At 67.3% G+C, this 15,548-nt stretch carries 19 protein-coding genes; 12 read left to right on the plus strand and 7 right to left on the minus strand.

The window, feature by feature from the left end:
- The first annotated feature begins 139 nt into the window (after positions 1 to 139).
- Positions 140 to 934 (plus strand): hypothetical protein, encoded by a 795-nt coding sequence (locus ACFE71_RS11665; RefSeq protein ID WP_375428959.1) that lies wholly within the window; start codon positions 140 to 142, stop codon positions 932 to 934.
- A 183-nt stretch (positions 935 to 1,117) separates the two neighbouring features.
- On the opposite strand, the gene ACFE71_RS11670 is transcribed toward ACFE71_RS11665, so the two are convergent.
- Complete coding sequence (locus ACFE71_RS11670) at positions 1,118 to 1,642, minus strand: hypothetical protein (RefSeq protein WP_375428960.1); 525 nt, start codon at positions 1,640 to 1,642, stop codon at positions 1,118 to 1,120.
- 229 nt (positions 1,643 to 1,871) lie between these two features.
- On the opposite strand from ACFE71_RS11670, the gene ACFE71_RS11675 reads away from it, so the two are divergent.
- The 5 genes from ACFE71_RS11675 to pdeM all read left to right on the plus strand — a co-directional run bounded on the left by ACFE71_RS11675 (position 1,872) and on the right by pdeM (position 5,837).
- Positions 1,872 to 2,126 carry a type II toxin-antitoxin system Phd/YefM family antitoxin gene (locus ACFE71_RS11675; protein ID WP_375428961.1) on the plus strand — a complete coding sequence of 85 codons (255 nt, stop codon included), beginning with the start codon at positions 1,872 to 1,874 and terminating at the stop codon, positions 2,124 to 2,126.
- On the plus strand, positions 2,123 to 2,275 hold the full coding sequence (locus ACFE71_RS11680; protein ID WP_375428962.1) for a hypothetical protein: 153 nt from the start codon (positions 2,123 to 2,125) through the stop codon (positions 2,273 to 2,275). Before ACFE71_RS11675 ends, ACFE71_RS11680 begins: the two co-directional genes overlap by 4 nt.
- Positions 2,276 to 2,739: 464 nt before the next feature.
- Complete coding sequence (locus ACFE71_RS11685) at positions 2,740 to 3,696, plus strand: aspartyl protease family protein (RefSeq protein WP_375428963.1); 957 nt, start codon at positions 2,740 to 2,742, stop codon at positions 3,694 to 3,696.
- A 29-nt stretch (positions 3,697 to 3,725) separates the two neighbouring features.
- Entirely contained in the window at positions 3,726 to 5,126 is a 1,401-nt protein-coding gene (locus ACFE71_RS11690; RefSeq protein ID WP_375428975.1) for a M20/M25/M40 family metallo-hydrolase, read from the plus strand.
- A gap of 48 nt (positions 5,127 to 5,174) precedes the next feature.
- Positions 5,175 to 5,837, plus strand: coding sequence for a ligase-associated DNA damage response endonuclease PdeM (gene pdeM, locus ACFE71_RS11695; protein WP_375428964.1), 663 nt, complete (start codon positions 5,175 to 5,177; stop codon positions 5,835 to 5,837).
- Here pdeM and msrA read toward each other — a convergent pair.
- The 4 genes from msrA to pabB all read right to left on the minus strand — a co-directional run bounded on the left by msrA (position 5,834) and on the right by pabB (position 9,764).
- Positions 5,834 to 6,472: a peptide-methionine (S)-S-oxide reductase MsrA gene (gene msrA / locus ACFE71_RS11700; RefSeq protein WP_375428976.1), complete on the minus strand. Its 639-nt coding sequence runs from the start codon at positions 6,470 to 6,472 to the stop codon at positions 5,834 to 5,836. The two genes, pdeM and msrA, sit on opposite strands and share 4 nt — an antisense overlap.
- Before the next feature lie 23 nt (positions 6,473 to 6,495).
- The gene (locus tag ACFE71_RS11705; protein WP_375428965.1) at positions 6,496 to 6,639 is read right to left on the minus strand and encodes a hypothetical protein; all 144 of its coding nucleotides are present in this window, start codon (positions 6,637 to 6,639) and stop codon (positions 6,496 to 6,498) included.
- 135 nt (positions 6,640 to 6,774) lie between these two features.
- On the minus strand, positions 6,775 to 7,974 hold the full coding sequence (locus tag ACFE71_RS11710; RefSeq protein WP_375428966.1) for a pyridoxal phosphate-dependent aminotransferase: 1,200 nt from the start codon (positions 7,972 to 7,974) through the stop codon (positions 6,775 to 6,777).
- 26 nt (positions 7,975 to 8,000) lie between these two features.
- Entirely contained in the window at positions 8,001 to 9,764 is a 1,764-nt protein-coding gene (gene pabB / locus ACFE71_RS11715; protein WP_375428977.1) for an aminodeoxychorismate synthase component I, read from the minus strand.
- Positions 9,765 to 9,844: 80 nt separating this feature from the next.
- Between pabB and ACFE71_RS11720 the strand changes: the two genes are divergently transcribed.
- Positions 9,845 to 10,504, plus strand: a complete 660-nt coding sequence (locus ACFE71_RS11720) for an MBL fold metallo-hydrolase (RefSeq protein ID WP_375428967.1) — start codon at positions 9,845 to 9,847, stop codon at positions 10,502 to 10,504.
- A gap of 296 nt (positions 10,505 to 10,800) precedes the next feature.
- Here the strand turns inward: ACFE71_RS11720 and ACFE71_RS11725 are convergent, their stop codons facing one another.
- Positions 10,801 to 11,241, minus strand: coding sequence for an MAPEG family protein (locus ACFE71_RS11725; RefSeq protein WP_375428968.1), 441 nt, complete (start codon positions 11,239 to 11,241; stop codon positions 10,801 to 10,803).
- A 169-nt stretch (positions 11,242 to 11,410) separates the two neighbouring features.
- On the opposite strand from ACFE71_RS11725, the gene rpmF reads away from it, so the two are divergent.
- The 5 genes from rpmF (at position 11,411) to ACFE71_RS11750 (ending at position 14,420) form a co-directional block, all read left to right on the plus strand.
- Positions 11,411 to 11,590: a 50S ribosomal protein L32 gene (rpmF, locus tag ACFE71_RS11730; RefSeq protein ID WP_375428969.1), complete on the plus strand. Its 180-nt coding sequence runs from the start codon at positions 11,411 to 11,413 to the stop codon at positions 11,588 to 11,590.
- A gap of 26 nt (positions 11,591 to 11,616) precedes the next feature.
- Positions 11,617 to 12,663, plus strand: coding sequence for a phosphate acyltransferase PlsX (gene plsX / locus ACFE71_RS11735; protein ID WP_375428970.1), 1,047 nt, complete (start codon positions 11,617 to 11,619; stop codon positions 12,661 to 12,663).
- The gene (locus ACFE71_RS11740) at positions 12,660 to 13,622 is read left to right on the plus strand and encodes a beta-ketoacyl-ACP synthase III (RefSeq protein WP_375428971.1); all 963 of its coding nucleotides are present in this window, start codon (positions 12,660 to 12,662) and stop codon (positions 13,620 to 13,622) included. The genes plsX and ACFE71_RS11740 overlap by 4 nt, the downstream gene beginning before the upstream one ends.
- Before the next feature lie 92 nt (positions 13,623 to 13,714).
- Positions 13,715 to 14,014 (plus strand): integration host factor subunit alpha, encoded by a 300-nt coding sequence (locus tag ACFE71_RS11745; RefSeq protein WP_375428972.1) that lies wholly within the window; start codon positions 13,715 to 13,717, stop codon positions 14,012 to 14,014.
- A 37-nt stretch (positions 14,015 to 14,051) separates the two neighbouring features.
- The gene (locus ACFE71_RS11750; RefSeq protein WP_375428973.1) at positions 14,052 to 14,420 is read left to right on the plus strand and encodes a MerR family transcriptional regulator; all 369 of its coding nucleotides are present in this window, start codon (positions 14,052 to 14,054) and stop codon (positions 14,418 to 14,420) included.
- Between the two features lie 7 nt (positions 14,421 to 14,427).
- Here the strand turns inward: ACFE71_RS11750 and ACFE71_RS11755 are convergent.
- On the minus strand, positions 14,428 to 15,548 hold a 1,121-nt coding region (locus tag ACFE71_RS11755; protein WP_375428974.1), incomplete at its 5' end, for an EF-Tu/IF-2/RF-3 family GTPase.

Genomic DNA, 15,548 nt, shown 5'->3' on the forward strand with positions numbered 1-15,548 from the left:
TGGCGCTCGCCACCGCGCTCGCGTTCTGGCTGTGAACGAGTCTGGAGCCTAAGCCTGTTGCGCATCTCGCTTCGGCTGTTTGCCGTCTTTGGGTGGGCAGTCATTGCGAAGAGAGAGCGGATCACTTTATGGTTTCGATATGATCGATCTTCCAGCTGAGCGACACCAACCATTGATTGAAGGCGCGGCGGAGGTCGAGCAATTTCAACAACTTCTTCCTAAAGCGGTTCGGAGGCTTTCACCGGAGGTACGATATCGGGCAGAAAACGCGCTTGACGGCTTTGCGCGCGCAAAGGTGCTGCTCTCGATAGATAGAGAGATAGCATCGTTCAGAGCAATCACAGCCGCTGAGGAGGCAGCATCCGCCTTAATACGCAGCCTGCAACTACGTGAATATCCAGGCGCTCACCTAGTCGACCTGCGGAGACATCCGCATAAGGCGGCTGTCCCGTTTTTCTTGAACGCCGTCCGGCATGAGATAGCCGGAGACAAAGAAATTAACTTGGTGGTAACGTTGTCAGCTGACCCGCCGAATCTGACCGTTGCTTTGCCGCTCCAACAATTCGTCGACTTGCCGGACGATCTCGCGAATGTGCATCTTCAGCTTGCAGACCCGCTGGGTATGATCGGCTCGAAGCCGGACGTTGAGGAAGGCGACTTCTTCGACGCCGCAGTGCAAAGGGTGGCCGGCTCCCGGAAGGTCGACAAGCTGATCGCAAGCGCGGCCAATGCGCGCAATCGTATCCTTTACGCGCACGATGGTGGACTGCTGTTTAGCCAAGCGACACAGACATCTATCGAGCAAAGAGAGCAGGGCGCGAAGCTATGCTTGCTACTCGCCATCGCAGTGATGCAAGTAGATCATCATCAGGGGATGGCGCTTCAGTGCTTGGCGGGTTTTCTAAAAGTGATTGGACGCTCCGGTACTTCTTAGTTACAAGTCCACTTATCGATCCGGCTTGCTTCCCGATCGAAGCTGTACATCGCGCCCTTTTCTGATCGGCGTGTTCCGTTTCAGAGAACTTGTTTTGCTTGTACGTTAGATCGGACGGACCGTTAAGTTTGGAGATTCTAGTTTGAGAGAACCGCGACACCCCACCCGCTGTTATCTCAGTCCTTAAACGCGAATGTTCATCTGGTAAGAGTCGTAATCTCGCCTTCTCGCGTCACTTAGAAAAAAGTATGAGATATTAAACCCAGATTTTATAAAGTTGCCTTTGCCAAAACTTGGATACTCACGATATCGTTCAAGTTCGTGCTCCTCGAAGGGATGACGAGAAAAGTCATAAAGTATTAGAACTGATGGTCCTGAATGCATCATTAGTTTCTTAATTTCGGTGGTGTTGAATGCTGCTGAAAGAGGGCTTTTCCGGTCCTTTGGCCTACGAACTGCGAGCTCTACAGCGATATTTCCAATCATAAAATCCACATAGCCGTATCCGGACTTCCCACCAGGAAGCCGAACCTTCACTTCGGGCGCGCATACGCGGAAGTACCCCAGGAGGGAAGACCGCACGAGTGGAAGAAGCTCGCGCTCGCTCCACTGATCGAGCCTTAGCGATTTACGAAACGCCCGATCGTGAATGTTGCTATAGAGCAGGTCGAAGGCGTCGACGACTTGCGCAATGGTGACCCGCATCATCGTCGCTTAGCACAGCTTGCAACTGGTACAAAGCGACCGTCCAGCCCCCTCCAATATTGGATTTTCCATGCACCACACTGCTCGGTGAGCACCCGCCCCGCCTCGACCCGTCACGGTCGCTGATGGAATTTTAGGTGAGGGTGCCCATTGCTCTTTTAGGGAACAATACCATCCTCAATGTTGAAAATAGCTATAATTATAGCTATACTGTCCCGATCAGGAATTTCCGATGAGCAGCCATAGCGTGGCGGAGGCGAAGAACGGGTTGCCCGGGCTGATCGACCGGGCGCTCGACGGCGAGGAGGTGCTCATCACCCGGCACGGCCGCGTCGTCGAGATAGGGCCGGCGCTTCCGAAGGGGGTGCCGCCCGCCGACAGGCGCGCCGGCTTCGACCGGCTGCGCGCGCGGCGTGAGGCGCGGCCGTCGATCGATGTTGATTCGAACGACATGTTGCGCGCGCTCGCCGATGAACAACGCTGGTGACCTTCTATCTTAACGCGAGCGTGCTGGTCCCGCTCGTGGTTACGGAAGCGTCATCGCCGACCGTCGAGGCGTTTCTCGACCGGCATGAGGCACGGCTGTTCGTCAGCGAGTTCGCTGCAGCGGAGGCGGCGAGCGGCGTTCGGTACTGATCGGCACCCCCTTCCAATGTTGGATTCTGTGTGCTCCACACTGGTCGGTGAGCACCCGCCCCGCCTTGACCAGCCGCCGCACGTTTGTCGCCGACCGAGCGCGGGGGCGGTGCGTGGACGCCACTCCAATCTCGCCAACTAGCGGCCCAATCCCCTTTGCAAACGGCACGGCTCGTCCGCGGCTCGACATGCTTGTACGCCTATACTTCCCTCAACTTGTTCATGTTCGCCGACACGTGGCTTCCCGTAATCGCGACGTTTTTGGCGTGACCTTTAGTGATCTTCCGCCCTCTACCGCGCAATACCCGGAAAGCCTGGCGACACGGAATTGCCGAACGGGCGTGAACTTCGTTACCTTCGCCCCCCGGCCTGGCGATTCAGATCACCTTCCCCGCGCGGCTCGCCTCGACCCGCGCGGCCCGTCGCTTGCCAAAGGTCCGCATCGGGCGCACCCTTTCCGTTTCATGCGTGGCGCTTTGATCTTCCCCGCCCTTCTGCTCGCCGCAGCCGCCCCCGCGCAGGAAGCGCCGCCCTCGCCCGTCCCCCAGGCGACCGACGAGGGTCTGGCGTTCCTTATGGAACGCGCGCGGATGACTGTGCCCGTCCAGATCGCGGGCACCGGGCCGCACCGCTTCATCATCGACACGGGCGCGCAGCGGACGGTGATCTCGCGCGAGCTGGCGAGCGAGCTCGGCCTGCCGCGCGGCCGCGACGTCCGGCTAGTCGCGATGACCGGCCGGGCCAATGTCGGCACCGTGCTCATCTCGTCGCTGAGCGTCTCGAGCTTCGCGGGCGCGAAGATCGAGGCGCCCGCGCTCGAGCGGCGGCACATGGGCGCGAACGGCATCCTGGGCATCGACACGCTCCAGGGCCACGCGGTCGCGATCGACTTCGACACGGAGACGATGCGCGTCTCCCCCTCCACCAAGCGCGCCCGCCGCAAGCGCGCGGGCGCGCCGGGCGAGATCGTCATCCAGGCGCGCAGCCTGTTCGGCCAGCTCGTCGTCACCGACGCCGATTTCCGCGGCACCAAGGTCCGCGTGATCCTCGATACCGGCACCGAGGTCAGCATGGGCAACGAGGCGCTCCGCCGCCGCGTCGCGCGCTCGCACAAGGGCATGCGCGACATCGAGCTGATCAGCGTCATCGGCGGCAAGTTGGTCGCGGGCTACACTCAGGTGCCGCAGGTCAAGATCGGCGCGGTCACCTTCGAAAACCTGCCCATCGCCTTCTCCGCCTCCGCGCCGTTCAAGGAATGGGGGCTGGAGACCAAGCCCGCTCTGCTGCTCGGCATGGACGCGCTGCGCATGTTCCGGCGCGTGAACATCGACTTCGCCAACCGCGAGGTCCGGCTGACCATGCCGCGCGGGAGCGGCTTCGCGTCGCGCGCGACCTTGCCGGCGACGCGCCCGCAGGGCTAACCTCCGCGCCGACAAGGGGAATGGGCATGATGGGGCGTATGATAGGATGGCTGACGGCGGCGGCGTTGCTGGCCGGGCCGCAAGCGGCGACCGCGCAAGGACGCCCCGACCAGCGCGCCTTCTTCGATCTCTATAAGGAGCTGGTCGAGACCGACACGACGATCAGCAAGGGCGACTGCACCCGCGCCGCCGCGCAGATCGCCGGGCGGATGAAGCGCGCCGGTTACGCCGACCGCGACATCACCCTCTTCTCCGTGCCCGAGCACCCGAAGGAGGGCGGGATCGTCGCGGTGCTGCCGGGCAGCGACACCCGCCTCAAGCCCATGCTGCTGCTCGGCCATCTCGACGTGGTCGAGGCCGACCCCAAGGACTGGACCCGCGACCCGTTCAAGCTCGTCGAGGAACGCGGCTATTACTATGCCCGCGGCACCGTCGACGACAAGGCGATGTCGGCGATCTGGGCCGACACGATGATTCGGCTGAAGGCGGGCAAGCAGGCGCCCAAGCGCACGATCAAGCTCGCGCTGACCTGCGGCGAGGAGACGACCTTCGCCTGGAACGGCGCGCAGTGGCTGACCAAGAACCGCCCCGACCTGATCGCGGCCGAGTTCGTCCTGAACGAAGGCGGCGGCGGTCGCCTGGACGAGACGGGCAAGCGCCAGCTGCTGGCGATCCAGGTCGGCGAGAAGGCGGCGCAGAACTACACCTTCACCGCGACCAACCCGGGCGGCCACAGCTCGCAGCCCGTGCCCGACAACGCGATCTACGAACTCGCCGCCGCGATCCGCGCGGTGCAGGGCTACGAGTTCCCCGTCCGCTTCACCGACACCACCCGCGCCTTCTTCGGCGCGACCGCCAAGGCCCAAGGAGGCGAGGTCGGCGGCGCGATCACCCGCCTGCTCGCGAACCCGGAGGACAAGGCGGCCGACGCGATCGTCAGCCGCGACAAGGCGTTTCACTCGACCCTACGCACCACCTGCGTGACGACGCTCGTCAAGGCGGGCCATGCGGAGAACGCGCTGCCCCAAAGCGCGACCGCAAACGTCAATTGCCGCATCTTCCCCGGCGAGACCGTCGACGCGACGCTCGCCAAGCTCAAGGAGCTCGCGGGGCCCAAGGTCACCGTCACCGCCAATCAGCCGGTGCGCCCGACCGCCAAGCCGCCGGCGCTCGATCCCAAGATCCTGGGACCGGTCACCCGCATCGCGGCGAAGCACTTTCCGGGCGTGCCGGTGCTGCCGCTCATGTCGACGGGCGCGACCGACGGGGTGTTCTTCGCCGCGCTCGGCATCCCCGTATACGGCGTGCCGGGCATCTTTATCGACAAGGACCTGGGCGGCATCCACGGACTGAACGAGCGCATCCGCGTCCGCTCGCTCCATGACGGGCGCGATTATCTCCACGATCTGGTGCTCGCCTATGCCGGATGACGCGCTAACGCCTTGATCTGATTAACGCTCGGCGGCATGGGCGGCGGCATGGTTCCGTTTTCGTTCGGTGGACACGCGCTCCGTGCACACGCATCAGGCGCGGTGCATTGGCCCGCCCGCGCCGCGTTGCTCCTCGCCGATCTCCATTTCGAGAAAGCGAGCTGGTTCGCGATGCGCGGGCAGATGCTCCCGCCCTACGACTCGCTCGCCACCCTCGCCGAGATCGAGGTGCTGGTCGCGGCTACGGCTGCGCGCGAGATCTGGTGCCTGGGCGACAGCTTCCACGATGTCGGCGGCTGCGACCGCCTGCCCGCCGAGGCGCAGCGCCGCCTGCGCGCGCTGACGTCGGCGACGCGCTGGACCTGGATTACCGGCAACCACGATCCCGAGATCCTCGACCGCTGCGGCGGCGAGGTCGCGACCGAGGCGACGGTCGACGGCTTGGTGCTCCGCCATGAGGCCAACCCGCGCGAGCCCGCCTGCGAGCTGTCGGGCCATTTCCACCCTAAGCTGCGCGTCCGCGTCCGCGGGCGTCAGGTCGCGCGCCGCTGCTTCGTCGCGACCCCGACCAAGCTGATCCTACCCGCCTTCGGATCGCTCACCGGCGGGCTCGACGCGACGCACAAGGAGATCCGCCGCGCGGTCGGCGGCGCGGCCGAGGCGTTGTTGCCCGTCGAAGACCGGATGCTGCGCTTTCCTCTCGCCGCTTAGCGCGCGAGCGCCGGAAACCCCACGCGGAAGGCGGCGACCTTGGGCTTGTCCCAGCGAACGATGTACGGATGGGTCGGGTTCTTGCGCCAGAAATCCTGGTGATAGGCTTCGGCCGGGTAGAACGCCCCGCCCTCTATCTTCGTCACGATGGCGCGCGGATAAGCCTTGGCCGCGCCGAGTTGCGCCATGTAGCGCCGGGCGACCAGCCGCTGCTGCGGCGTCTGCGGGAACACCGCGGAGCGGTAGCTCGGTCCCACATCGGGCGTCTGCCGATTAAGCTGGGTCGGATCGTGCGCGACCGAGAAGAAGACGCGGAGCAATGTCGCGTAGCTCACCTGCGCGGGGTCATAGACGATCCGCACCGCCTCGGCATGGCCGGTGCGCTCGGTCGAGACCTGGTCATAGGTCGCGGTCGTGGCGGTTCCGCCCGCATAGCCGGACTGGACCGAGCGGACGCCGCGCACATGCTCGAACACCGCCTCCAAACCCCAGAAGCACCCGCCCGCGAACACGGCGACCTGGTCGTTTCCAGCGCGAGGAACGTCGAGCTTCGCGGCCGGGATCGGCACCGCGCGCTCAGCGACCGCGCCCGTCGAAACGAACGCCCAGCCAAGGGCCGCGATGCTCGTACCGATCGTAAGCGCCCGAAGCTTCACGCTCAGCGCTGCGCCGACGCGCTGCTGCTGAAGTGGCTGGCGAAAGTGCGCGTCGCCTCGGCTGGCTGGAACGCGAGCAGGCCGACCGCGCCGAGTAGGAAGCCGCCGGTGAACTGCCAGATGAAGCTGTGCTTGAGACTGCGCATGACACAATTCCTGTGTTCGGTTTTGGTTAGCTCCCAGATCATGAGCGACACGGGTCGCCGCAAGGAGCGATGCGGCAACCTATAGTTTCGGCGGGTGAACGGACGCTGGAGCGGTCGTTCATTCGCGGGCCAGCTTCATGTCAGCGCGCGGCATGCCTCCTGGATGCGCGCGCATGCTTCGCGCAGCAGATCGTCCGAGGTGGCGTAGCTGATCCGCATCGCCGGCGAGAGCCCGAAGGCCGCCCCCTGCACCGCCGCGACGCGCGCCTCGTCGAGCAGATAGGTGACGAACGCCTCGTCGCTATCGATTACCCTGCCGCCCGGCGTCCGCCGCCCGATCAATGGGGCGAAGGATGGATATACGTAGAACGCGCCGTCGGGCTTGGGACAGGTCATCCCCTCGATCTCGCCCAGCATCGACAGCACCAGGTCGCGCCGGACCTGGAACGCCAGGTTGCGCTCATGGAGGAAGGACTGGTCGCCCTTCAGCGCGGCGGTGGCGGCGGCCTGCGAGACCGAGCACGGGTTGGAGGTCGATTGCGACTGGAGCTTGGCGATCGCCTTGATCAACCAGGGCGCGCCGCCCGCGAAACCGATCCGCCAGCCGGTCATCGCATAAGCCTTCGAGCAACCATTCACCGTCAGGATGCGGTCGTACAGCTCGGGACAGGCTTGTGCGATCGTCGCGAACTCGAAGCCGTCATAGACGATATGCTCGTACATATCGTCGGAGAGCACCCACACATGCGGGTGCCGCGCCAGCACCTCGCCAAGCGCGCGCAGCTCGCCCGCCAAATAGGCCGCGCCCGTCGGGTTCGAGGGCGAGTTGATGATCACCCACCGCGTCCGGGGCGTGATCGCCGCGTCGAGCGCCTCGGGGGTGAGCTTGTAATCCTGCTCCGGCCCGGCGGGCACGGCGACCGGCGTGCCGCCCGCGAACTGGACGATATCGGGGTAGCTCACCCAATGGGGTGCGGGGATAACCACCTCGTCGCCCGGCTCGACGGTGGCGACGATCGCGTTGAACAGGGTCTGCTTGCCGCCGACATTCACCGTGATCTGGTCGGTGCCGTAGGTCAGGCCGTTGTCGCGCCTGAACTTGGCGACGATCGCCGCCTTCAGCTCGGGCGTGCCGTCGACATCGGTGTATTTGGTCTTTCCCGCGCGGATCGCCGCGATCGCGGCCTCCTTCACGAAATCCGGCGTGTCGAAATCGGGCTCTCCCGCCCCCAGTCCGATCACGTCGATGCCCTGCCGTTTCAATGCACCGACGCGCGCGGAGACGGCGAGCGTGGGGGACGGGCTGATGCGGGCGAGCGCGGCGGATGGCTGCATGGGCTGACTCCGGGGAGGAGCGCCGCTCATACCGATGCGCCCGCCCAAACCGCAACCGCCGGCATGAGACCGCGAAGCGCGTTGCCGATGAAGAAGCCGCCCGCGAGGTCGGCGGCGGTCACGTCCGCCTCGACCGCTCGCCCCTCGGCGATCAGCGCCTCGCGCAGCACCCCGGGGAGAAGTCCGCGCGAAAGCGGCGGCGTGACGAGCCGGTCGCCCCGGGGCACGAAGAGCGAAGTAAAGCTGCCCTCGGTCAAAAGGCCGTCCCCATCCTCGAACAACACCTCGAACCCGCCCGCATCGCGGCGAGCTTGGTCATAGAAGGCGCGGTCGGTCGTCTTGTGGCGGAGGCGGAAGTCGCTCGGGTGGACGGGAAACGGTTTGATCGACACCGCGACGGGCGCGGGCGGTGCGGGCGGCATGGCGCCGGTCTCGATCGACATCGCCCCATCGCGCGCGAGCAGCAGCCGGACGCGCGAAGCGCCGCGCAGGCGAAAAGTCGCCGCCTGCAGTTCGTTGCGCGCGCCGTGCCGGTCGAAGGCGAAGCCGAATAGCTCGGCGCTCCGCCGCATCCGCTCGAGGTGGCGTTCGAGCAGGGCGATCCCCTCCTCCGGGTCGAACGCCATCGTCTCGATCAGGTCGAATCGGCGGTGGGCGGCCCCGAGGAACGCGGCCTTGGCGAGGCATTCGTTCCATTCCGCGCCGACGGTCGAGTCGGCGACGATGCCCGATCCGAGACCGATCAGCGCCGGGGACGCGCCGCCCTCGATCACGAGCGTGCGGATCGCGACGTTGAACGCCGCGTCGCCGCCCGCGTCGATCCGGCCGATCGAGCCGGTATAGGATCCACGCGGCGGCGCCGCCTCGACCGCGTGGAGCGCCTGTTGCGCGCGAACCTTGGGCGCGCCGATGATCGAGCCGCAGGGAAAGGCGGCGGCAAGCATGTCGATCGCGTCCAGGTCGGGGGCGAGCGCGGCGGTGACGACCGACACCATCTGGTGGATCGTCGGATAGGTCTCGACCGCGAACAGCTCAGGGGTAGCGACGCTGCCAGGGACGGCGACGCGAGACAGGTCGTTGCGCAGCAGGTCGACGATCATGAGGTTCTCGGCGCGCTGCTTCGGGTCGGCGGCGAGCGCCTGGGCGGCGGCCGCATCGTCGGCCGGGGTCGCGCCCCGACGAGCGGTGCCCTTCATCGGGCGGCAGGTCAGGCGGCGGTCCTCCAGCGTGAAGAACAGCTCGGGCGAGAAGGACAGGAGCGTGCGCGCGCCGGTCGCGACCACCCCGCCCCACCCCGCACCCGCGCTCGCCCGGAGCGCGGCGTAGATCGCGAGCTGGTCGCCCGCGAACGGCACGGCGGCACGGAAGCTGAGGTTCGCCTGATAAAGATCGCCTGCCGCGATCAGCTCGTGGATCTTGGCGAACTCATCGGCGTAGGTGCCCTCGTCCATGCAGGGGCGCGGCTCGCCGACCCACGCGCCCGCCGGGTCGGGGAGATGCGCGGCGACGTCCGTTTCCTCCCACCGCTCGAACAGCCCGAACCAGACGAGCGGCGCGGGCGCGGCGGGGTGGGGCAGCGTGGGCTCGAACGCCGCGCCGGCCTCGTAGGCGAGATAGCCGGCGGCATGCAGCCCCTCGGCGTTGCCCGCGCGGACCGCTTCCAGCGCGGGGGCGATCTCCACGACCCCGTGCGCCTCGATCACCCGGACAGGCCTGCGGTACAACCGCCCCGCCGCGCCGCCGGGGCGGGCGTCGTCGAGGAGCACGTACGGTTCGGGCCAGGCGGACATCGCCCGAGCGATGCGCGAGGCGACCGCCCGACGGCAAGCGATGATTGCCGCCATGGGCTCACCGGCCTATCCCGGTCCGCATGAGCAACCCTCCCCTACGCGCGCAGATCGTCCCGGTGACGCCGATCCAGCAGAACTGCACGCTCGTCTGGTGCACCGCGACGATGAAGGCGGCGGTGGTCGATCCCGGCGGCGACCTCCCCAGGATCCGGCGCGCGATCGAACAGGCGGGGGTCACGGTCGAGAAGATCCTGCTCACCCACGGCCACATCGACCATGCTGGCGAAGCCAAGCCGCTCGCCGACGAGTTGGGCGTGCCCATCGAGGGGTCGCACGAGGCTGACCGCTTCTGGCTCGCGCGGCTCGACGAGGACGGGCGTAGCTGGGGCATCCGCGGCGTGCCGTTCGAACCCGACCGCTGGCTGGTCGAGGGCGACGTGGTGACGGTTGGGGACCTGGGCTTCGATGTGTACGAGACGCCGGGGCACACGGCGGGGCATGTGGTGTTCCACCACCGTCCGTCGCGCTTCGCGCTGGTCGGTGACGTGCTGTTCCAGGGTTCGGTCGGGCGAACCGACCTGCCGCAGGGGAACCACCCCCAGCTGATCCGGTCGATCACGGAGAAGCTATGGCCGCTGGGGAACGAGACGGCGTTCATCCCGGGTCATGGACAGCCCAGCACCTTCGGGCATGAGCGCGAGCACAACATGTTCGTGAGCGACCGGGCGCTGGCGGCGTGAGGGGCGGCGACGCGCCGGATGTTGCCGAAGGTGCCGTCGTTCGACGGGGTAAATTGCACCATTCTTGGCGTAAGTCATTGATTTAGCGCCTGGATATTCGAAACGGCCCGCGACGGTTGATGCCGACTCGACGATCATCGAGCGTTATCGACGCGAACTCAACGCATATGGCCGGTCGCGGGTGTGATCGCGGGCACCGAGCGGATGGCGGGGGTCAACGATGAGAAAGAGCATGCGACTATTTTAGCCGGGCCGGTGCGTGTAGGACAGCGCCGTTTCCCGGGAGCCGGCCGTGTTCACCCCCGCGCGGTGGTGGCGTCGACGTCCTTGACGGCGGGGGAGTAGGCCCCCGTGAGCGGCACGGAGATCGCCCACAGCGCGAGCAGGAGCTGGAGGAGCAGCGTCATCCCGGTGCCGGTCATTCGCCCGACGTTCCAGCCGTCCATCCCCAGCCCGTGCGCGATGCGGGCGACCAGGAACAGCGCGGCGGCGCTCCAGAGCCAGACCGACGTGCCCGCCGCGAATTCGAGCAGCAGCACCAGGACCAGCACGATCGGCGCGTTCTCGGCGAAGTTGGCGTGGGCGCGCATGCGGCGCAGCACCCGCTCGTTGCCGCCATCGCCCAGCGACACCTTCTCGGAACCGCGGACCTGGCCGACGCGGAACGAGAGCCAGAGGTTGATGAGCGCGAGCGCACCCGCGAGTACCATCGTGATCGGCAGCGTGGTCGTGAACATCGGTCGATCCCCCAATCGGTGTTCCCCGGCCCTGGCAGTCCGCCGCCGTGCTTGCAACGGCGGGTCGAATCGCTATAGCGCCACGCTTCGCGACGCGTCCGGTCCGGGAGTCTTCACGGCCTCGGGCGATATCGGGCGCGCCAACGTCCCGACCAGCTAAGGTGCCGAAATGGCCGTCCCCAAGAGAAAAACTTCGCCCTCCAAGCGCGGCATGCGTCGCGGTCACGACTCGCTGACCGTCGCGTCGTTCCAGGAGTGCCCGAACTGCGGCGAGCTGAAGCGCCCGCACAACCTTTGCAACTCGTGCGGGCATTATAACGGCCGCGAGATCGTCGCGGTCGAGGCGTAGAACCCGACCGGGAGGACCAGCTGGGGATGTCCGACAGCGACTGGATCGCGGTCGACGCGATGGGTGGCGATGACGGGCTCCAGGTGATGCTGGCGGGTGTCGCGCGCGCGCGAAGCGCGGCGGAGGGCATCCGCTTCCTGCTGGTCGGCGACGAAGCGCGCATCGCGCAGGGGCTGGGGGCGCATCCGGGCCTGCGCGCCGGGTCGGAGATCGTCCACGCGCCCGAGACCGTCTCCTCCTCGGAAAAGCCGAGCGTGGCCATGCGTCGGGCCAAGAAGACCTCGATGGGCGTCGCGATCGACCTGGTGAAGCGCGGCCGCGCCGCCGCCGCCGTGTCGTCGGGCAACACGGGCGCGATGATGGCGATGGCCAAGCTGTCGCTTCGCATGATGCCCGGCATCGACCGGCCCGCGCTCGCCGCGCCCTTGCCGACCTTGGGCGACAACGATGTCGTCATGCTCGACCTCGGCGCGAACGCCGAGTGCGACGCGCGCAACCTGGTGCAGTTCGCGGTCATGGGGGCCGCCTTCGCCCGCACGGTGCTCGATCTCGACTCCCCCCGCGTCGCGCTTCTGAATATCGGGTCCGAGGACCAGAAGGGCACCGACACGATCCGCGAGGCCGCTTCCCTGCTCAAGGAGGCAGGGCATCTGCCGATGCGGTTCGACGGCTTCATCGAGGGCGACCGGCTCAGCCGGGGCGAAGTCGACGTGATCGTGTGCGACGGCTTTTCGGGCAACATCGCGCTCAAGACCGCCGAGGGCACCGCGCGCTTCGTGGCGGACCTGCTGAAGCGCGCGTTCCGTTCGTCGGTGCGATCCAAGGTCGGCTTCCTGATCTCGCGTCCCGCGACGGAGCTGCTGCGCGACCATCTCGACCCGAACAAGCACAACGGCGCGGTCTTTCTGGGGTTGAACGGCATCGTCGTGAAGAGCCATGGCGGCGCGAACGAGCTGGGTGTCGCCACCGCGATCGGCAACGCGGTCAAGATGGTGCGCCACGACCTGACCCGGCGGATCGCGGAGGACCTGAACCGGTTCGAGGCGGTGGGCGAAGCGGGCGTGGCGGCATGATCCGCTCCGTGATCACGGGCACGGGATCGGCGCTGCCGGTCCGGCGCGTATCGAACGCCGAACTGGCGAAGACCGTGGACACCACCGACGAGTGGATCGTCGAGCGTACCGGCATCCGCTTCCGCCACCTCGCCGGCGAAGGCGAAACCACGGCCTCGCTCGCCACCGACGCCGCGCGATGCGCGATCGCGGCGGCGGGGATCGAGGCGTCCGACATCGACCTGATCGTGCTGGCGACGGCGACGCCCGACCAGACCTTTCCGGCGAGCGCGACGATCGTCCAGGCGAAGCTCGGCATCCTCGACTGCGTCGCGTTCGATGTCGGCGCGGTGTGTTCGGGCTTCCTCTATGCGGTGCAGGTGGCGGACGCGATGCTGCGCGCGGGGGCGCACAGCCGCGCGCTGGTGATCGGCGCCGAGACGTTCAGCCGCATCCTCGATTGGGAGGACCGGGCGACCTGCGTGCTGTTCGGCGACGGCGCGGGCGCGATCGTGATGGAGGCGCGCTCGGATGCGGGGGAACGCGGCGTCCTCGCGGTCAAGCTGCATGCCGACGGGCGCTATAACGAGCTGCTGTATGTCGATGGCGGGCCATCGACGACGGGCACGGTCGGCAAGCTTCGGATGAAGGGGCGCGAGGTGTTTCGCCACGCCGTCAACAACCTGTCGGCGGTGATGACCGAATCGCTGACGCTGGCGGGGCTGGACGCCGCCCAAGTGGATTGGGTCGTGCCGCACCAGGCGAATGCGCGCATCCTCGACGCGACCGCCAGGAAGCTTGGGCTCGACCCGACAAAGGTGGTGGTGACGGTGGACCAGCACGCCAACACGTCGGCCGCGTCGGTGCCGCTGGCGCTCGACCACGCGGTGCGCGACGGGCGCATCAGGCCGGGGCATCTCGTCGTGCTGGAAGCCATGGGCGGTGGGTTCACCTGGGGCGCGGCGGTGGTCCGCTTTTGATCCATGCGATTCGGGACGGAAGGGATCGCCGCCGACCCCTTCCGATCCGGCTGGATTACATATAACACCCGGCTTATCGGGGGAGTGAGATCGTGGATCAGACAGGGACGTTGACGCGGGCCGACCTGGCCGAGGCGTTGCACAAGGAGATCGGGTTGAGTCGCGCCGACTCCGCGCAGATCGTCGAGCAGATACTGAGGGAGATGTGCGAGTCGCTATCCGGTGGCGAGAACGTCAAGATCTCCGGCTTCGGCACCTTCGTGCTGCGCGACAAGGGCGAACGCGTCGGGCGCAACCCCAAGACGGGCGTCGAGGTGCCGATCGCGCCCAGGCGCGTGCTGACGTTCCGCGCGAGCCAGATGATGCGCGAGCGCATCGTCGCGTCGACTTGACCGAATTCGGTTCGACGGCTTCGGGGACCTGACCGCCATGGGAACGCCCCCCAAGGCGGCGGGCGCGTTCCGCACCATCGGCGAGGTCGCGGCCGAGCTGAATGTCGCGCAGCATGTGCTGCGTTATTGGGAGACGCGCTTCCCCCAGCTCCGCCCGCTCCAGCGCGCGGGCAACCGGCGCTATTACCGGCCGGAGGACGTGACGCTCGCGAGGCGCATCGACGAACTGCTCAACCGCGACGGATATACGGTGAAGGGTGTCCAGCAGCTGCTCGCGCGTGAGGGCGGCGCCCCGGTCGAGGCGGTCGCGCCACCCCCGGACGCGATGGCATTCCCGGACGTGCTGGCGACGCTGCGAGCGATCCGCGCGGGACTAACCGACGCGTTGCGGGCGGACGAGGCCTGAGCCACCGTCACCGCTCGCGCGTGGTCGCGAACGCCACCTTCGGATAGCGGTCGGCCATGTAGCCGATCTCCCATGCGCTCTTGGCGAGTAGCACCGGGTTGCCGTCGCGGTCCTTGGCCATGCCGCCGCGATTGAGCTCGGCGAAGGCGCGCAGGTCGGCGGGGTCGGCGGCCGACAGCCAGCGCGCGGTCTCGAACGGCGCGGGCTCGAGCCCGGCGGCGACCTTGTACTCCGCGTCGAGGCGGCTGAGCAACACGTCGAGCTGGAGCTGGCCGACGACGCCGATCACCCAGTTGGAGCCGATGTCGGGATAGAAGACCTGCGTCACCCCCTCCTCCGCCATGTCGTCGAGGGCTTTCCTGAGCTGCTTGGTCTTGGTCGGGTCCTTGAGTTGCACCCGGCGCAGGATCTCGGGCGCGAAGTTGGGGAGGCCGGTGAAGCGGATCGCCGCGCGCTCGGACAGCGTGTCGCCGACGCGGAGCGTGCCGTGGTTGGGGATGCCGATGATATCGCCGGGATAGGCCTCGTCGGCGACCTCGCGATTCTGCGCGAAGAACAGGATGGGCGAATGGACCGCGATCGGCTTGCCGGTCCCCGAGGGCGTCAGCTTCATGCCGCGCTTGAACACGCCCGAGCACAGCCGCATGAAGGCGATGCGGTCGCGGTGCTGCGGGTCCATGTTCGCCTGGACCTTGAACACGAAGCCCGTGACCTCGGCGGCGTCGGGCGAGATCGGCGCGGGCTCGGCGGGCTGCGGCCGGGGCGCGGGCGCGTGGAGGCCCAGCGCGCCGATCAGCTCGGCGACGCCGAAATCCTTGAGCGCCGAGCCGAAGAACACCGGGGTCAGGTCGCCCGCGCGGTAACGGTCGGCGTCGAACGAAGCGTAGCCGCCTTGCGCGAGCTCGACCTCGTCGGCGATGGCGGGCGGGAGGACGGGCGCGGCGTCGGTGCGGCCCTGGAAGGTTCGCGCCGGGCCGTCGGGGCGGTAGACCGCGCCGCTCGTCAGGTCGAGCACGCCCTCGAACTCGCCGCCCATGCCGACGGGCCAGCTCATCGGGCAAACGTCGAGTTGAAGCTGGTCGGCGATCTCGTCGAGCAGCGCGAACGGGTCGCGGCCCTCGCGGTCGA

It is taken from the genome of uncultured Sphingomonas sp. (assembly GCF_964237155.1).
Lineage (GTDB): Bacteria > Pseudomonadota > Alphaproteobacteria > Sphingomonadales > Sphingomonadaceae > Sphingomonas.

Bases quoted from the DNA above. Each gene is read 5' to 3' on its own strand.
- ACFE71_RS11665 (WP_375428959.1), top strand. From the start codon at position 140: ATGATCGATCTTCCAGCTGAGCGACACCAACCATTGATTGAAGGCGCG.
- ACFE71_RS11670 (WP_375428960.1), bottom strand. From the start codon at position 1,642: ATGATGCGGGTCACCATTGCGCAAGTCGTCGACGCCTTCGACCTGCTC.
- ACFE71_RS11675 (WP_375428961.1), top strand. From the start codon at position 1,872: ATGAGCAGCCATAGCGTGGCGGAGGCGAAGAACGGGTTGCCCGGGCTG.
- ACFE71_RS11685 (WP_375428963.1), top strand. From the start codon at position 2,740: ATGCGTGGCGCTTTGATCTTCCCCGCCCTTCTGCTCGCCGCAGCCGCC.
- ACFE71_RS11690 (WP_375428975.1), top strand. From the start codon at position 3,726: ATGGGGCGTATGATAGGATGGCTGACGGCGGCGGCGTTGCTGGCCGGG.
- pdeM (WP_375428964.1), top strand. From the start codon at position 5,175: ATGGTTCCGTTTTCGTTCGGTGGACACGCGCTCCGTGCACACGCATCA.
- ACFE71_RS11705 (WP_375428965.1), bottom strand. From the start codon at position 6,639: ATGCGCAGTCTCAAGCACAGCTTCATCTGGCAGTTCACCGGCGGCTTC.
- ACFE71_RS11710 (WP_375428966.1), bottom strand. From the start codon at position 7,974: ATGCAGCCATCCGCCGCGCTCGCCCGCATCAGCCCGTCCCCCACGCTC.
- pabB (WP_375428977.1), bottom strand. From the start codon at position 9,764: ATGTCCGCCTGGCCCGAACCGTACGTGCTCCTCGACGACGCCCGCCCC.
- ACFE71_RS11720 (WP_375428967.1), top strand. From the start codon at position 9,845: ATGAGCAACCCTCCCCTACGCGCGCAGATCGTCCCGGTGACGCCGATC.
- ACFE71_RS11725 (WP_375428968.1), bottom strand. From the start codon at position 11,241: ATGTTCACGACCACGCTGCCGATCACGATGGTACTCGCGGGTGCGCTC.
- rpmF (WP_375428969.1), top strand. From the start codon at position 11,411: ATGGCCGTCCCCAAGAGAAAAACTTCGCCCTCCAAGCGCGGCATGCGT.
- plsX (WP_375428970.1), top strand. From the start codon at position 11,617: ATGTCCGACAGCGACTGGATCGCGGTCGACGCGATGGGTGGCGATGAC.
- ACFE71_RS11740 (WP_375428971.1), top strand. From the start codon at position 12,660: ATGATCCGCTCCGTGATCACGGGCACGGGATCGGCGCTGCCGGTCCGG.
- ACFE71_RS11750 (WP_375428973.1), top strand. From the start codon at position 14,052: ATGGGAACGCCCCCCAAGGCGGCGGGCGCGTTCCGCACCATCGGCGAG.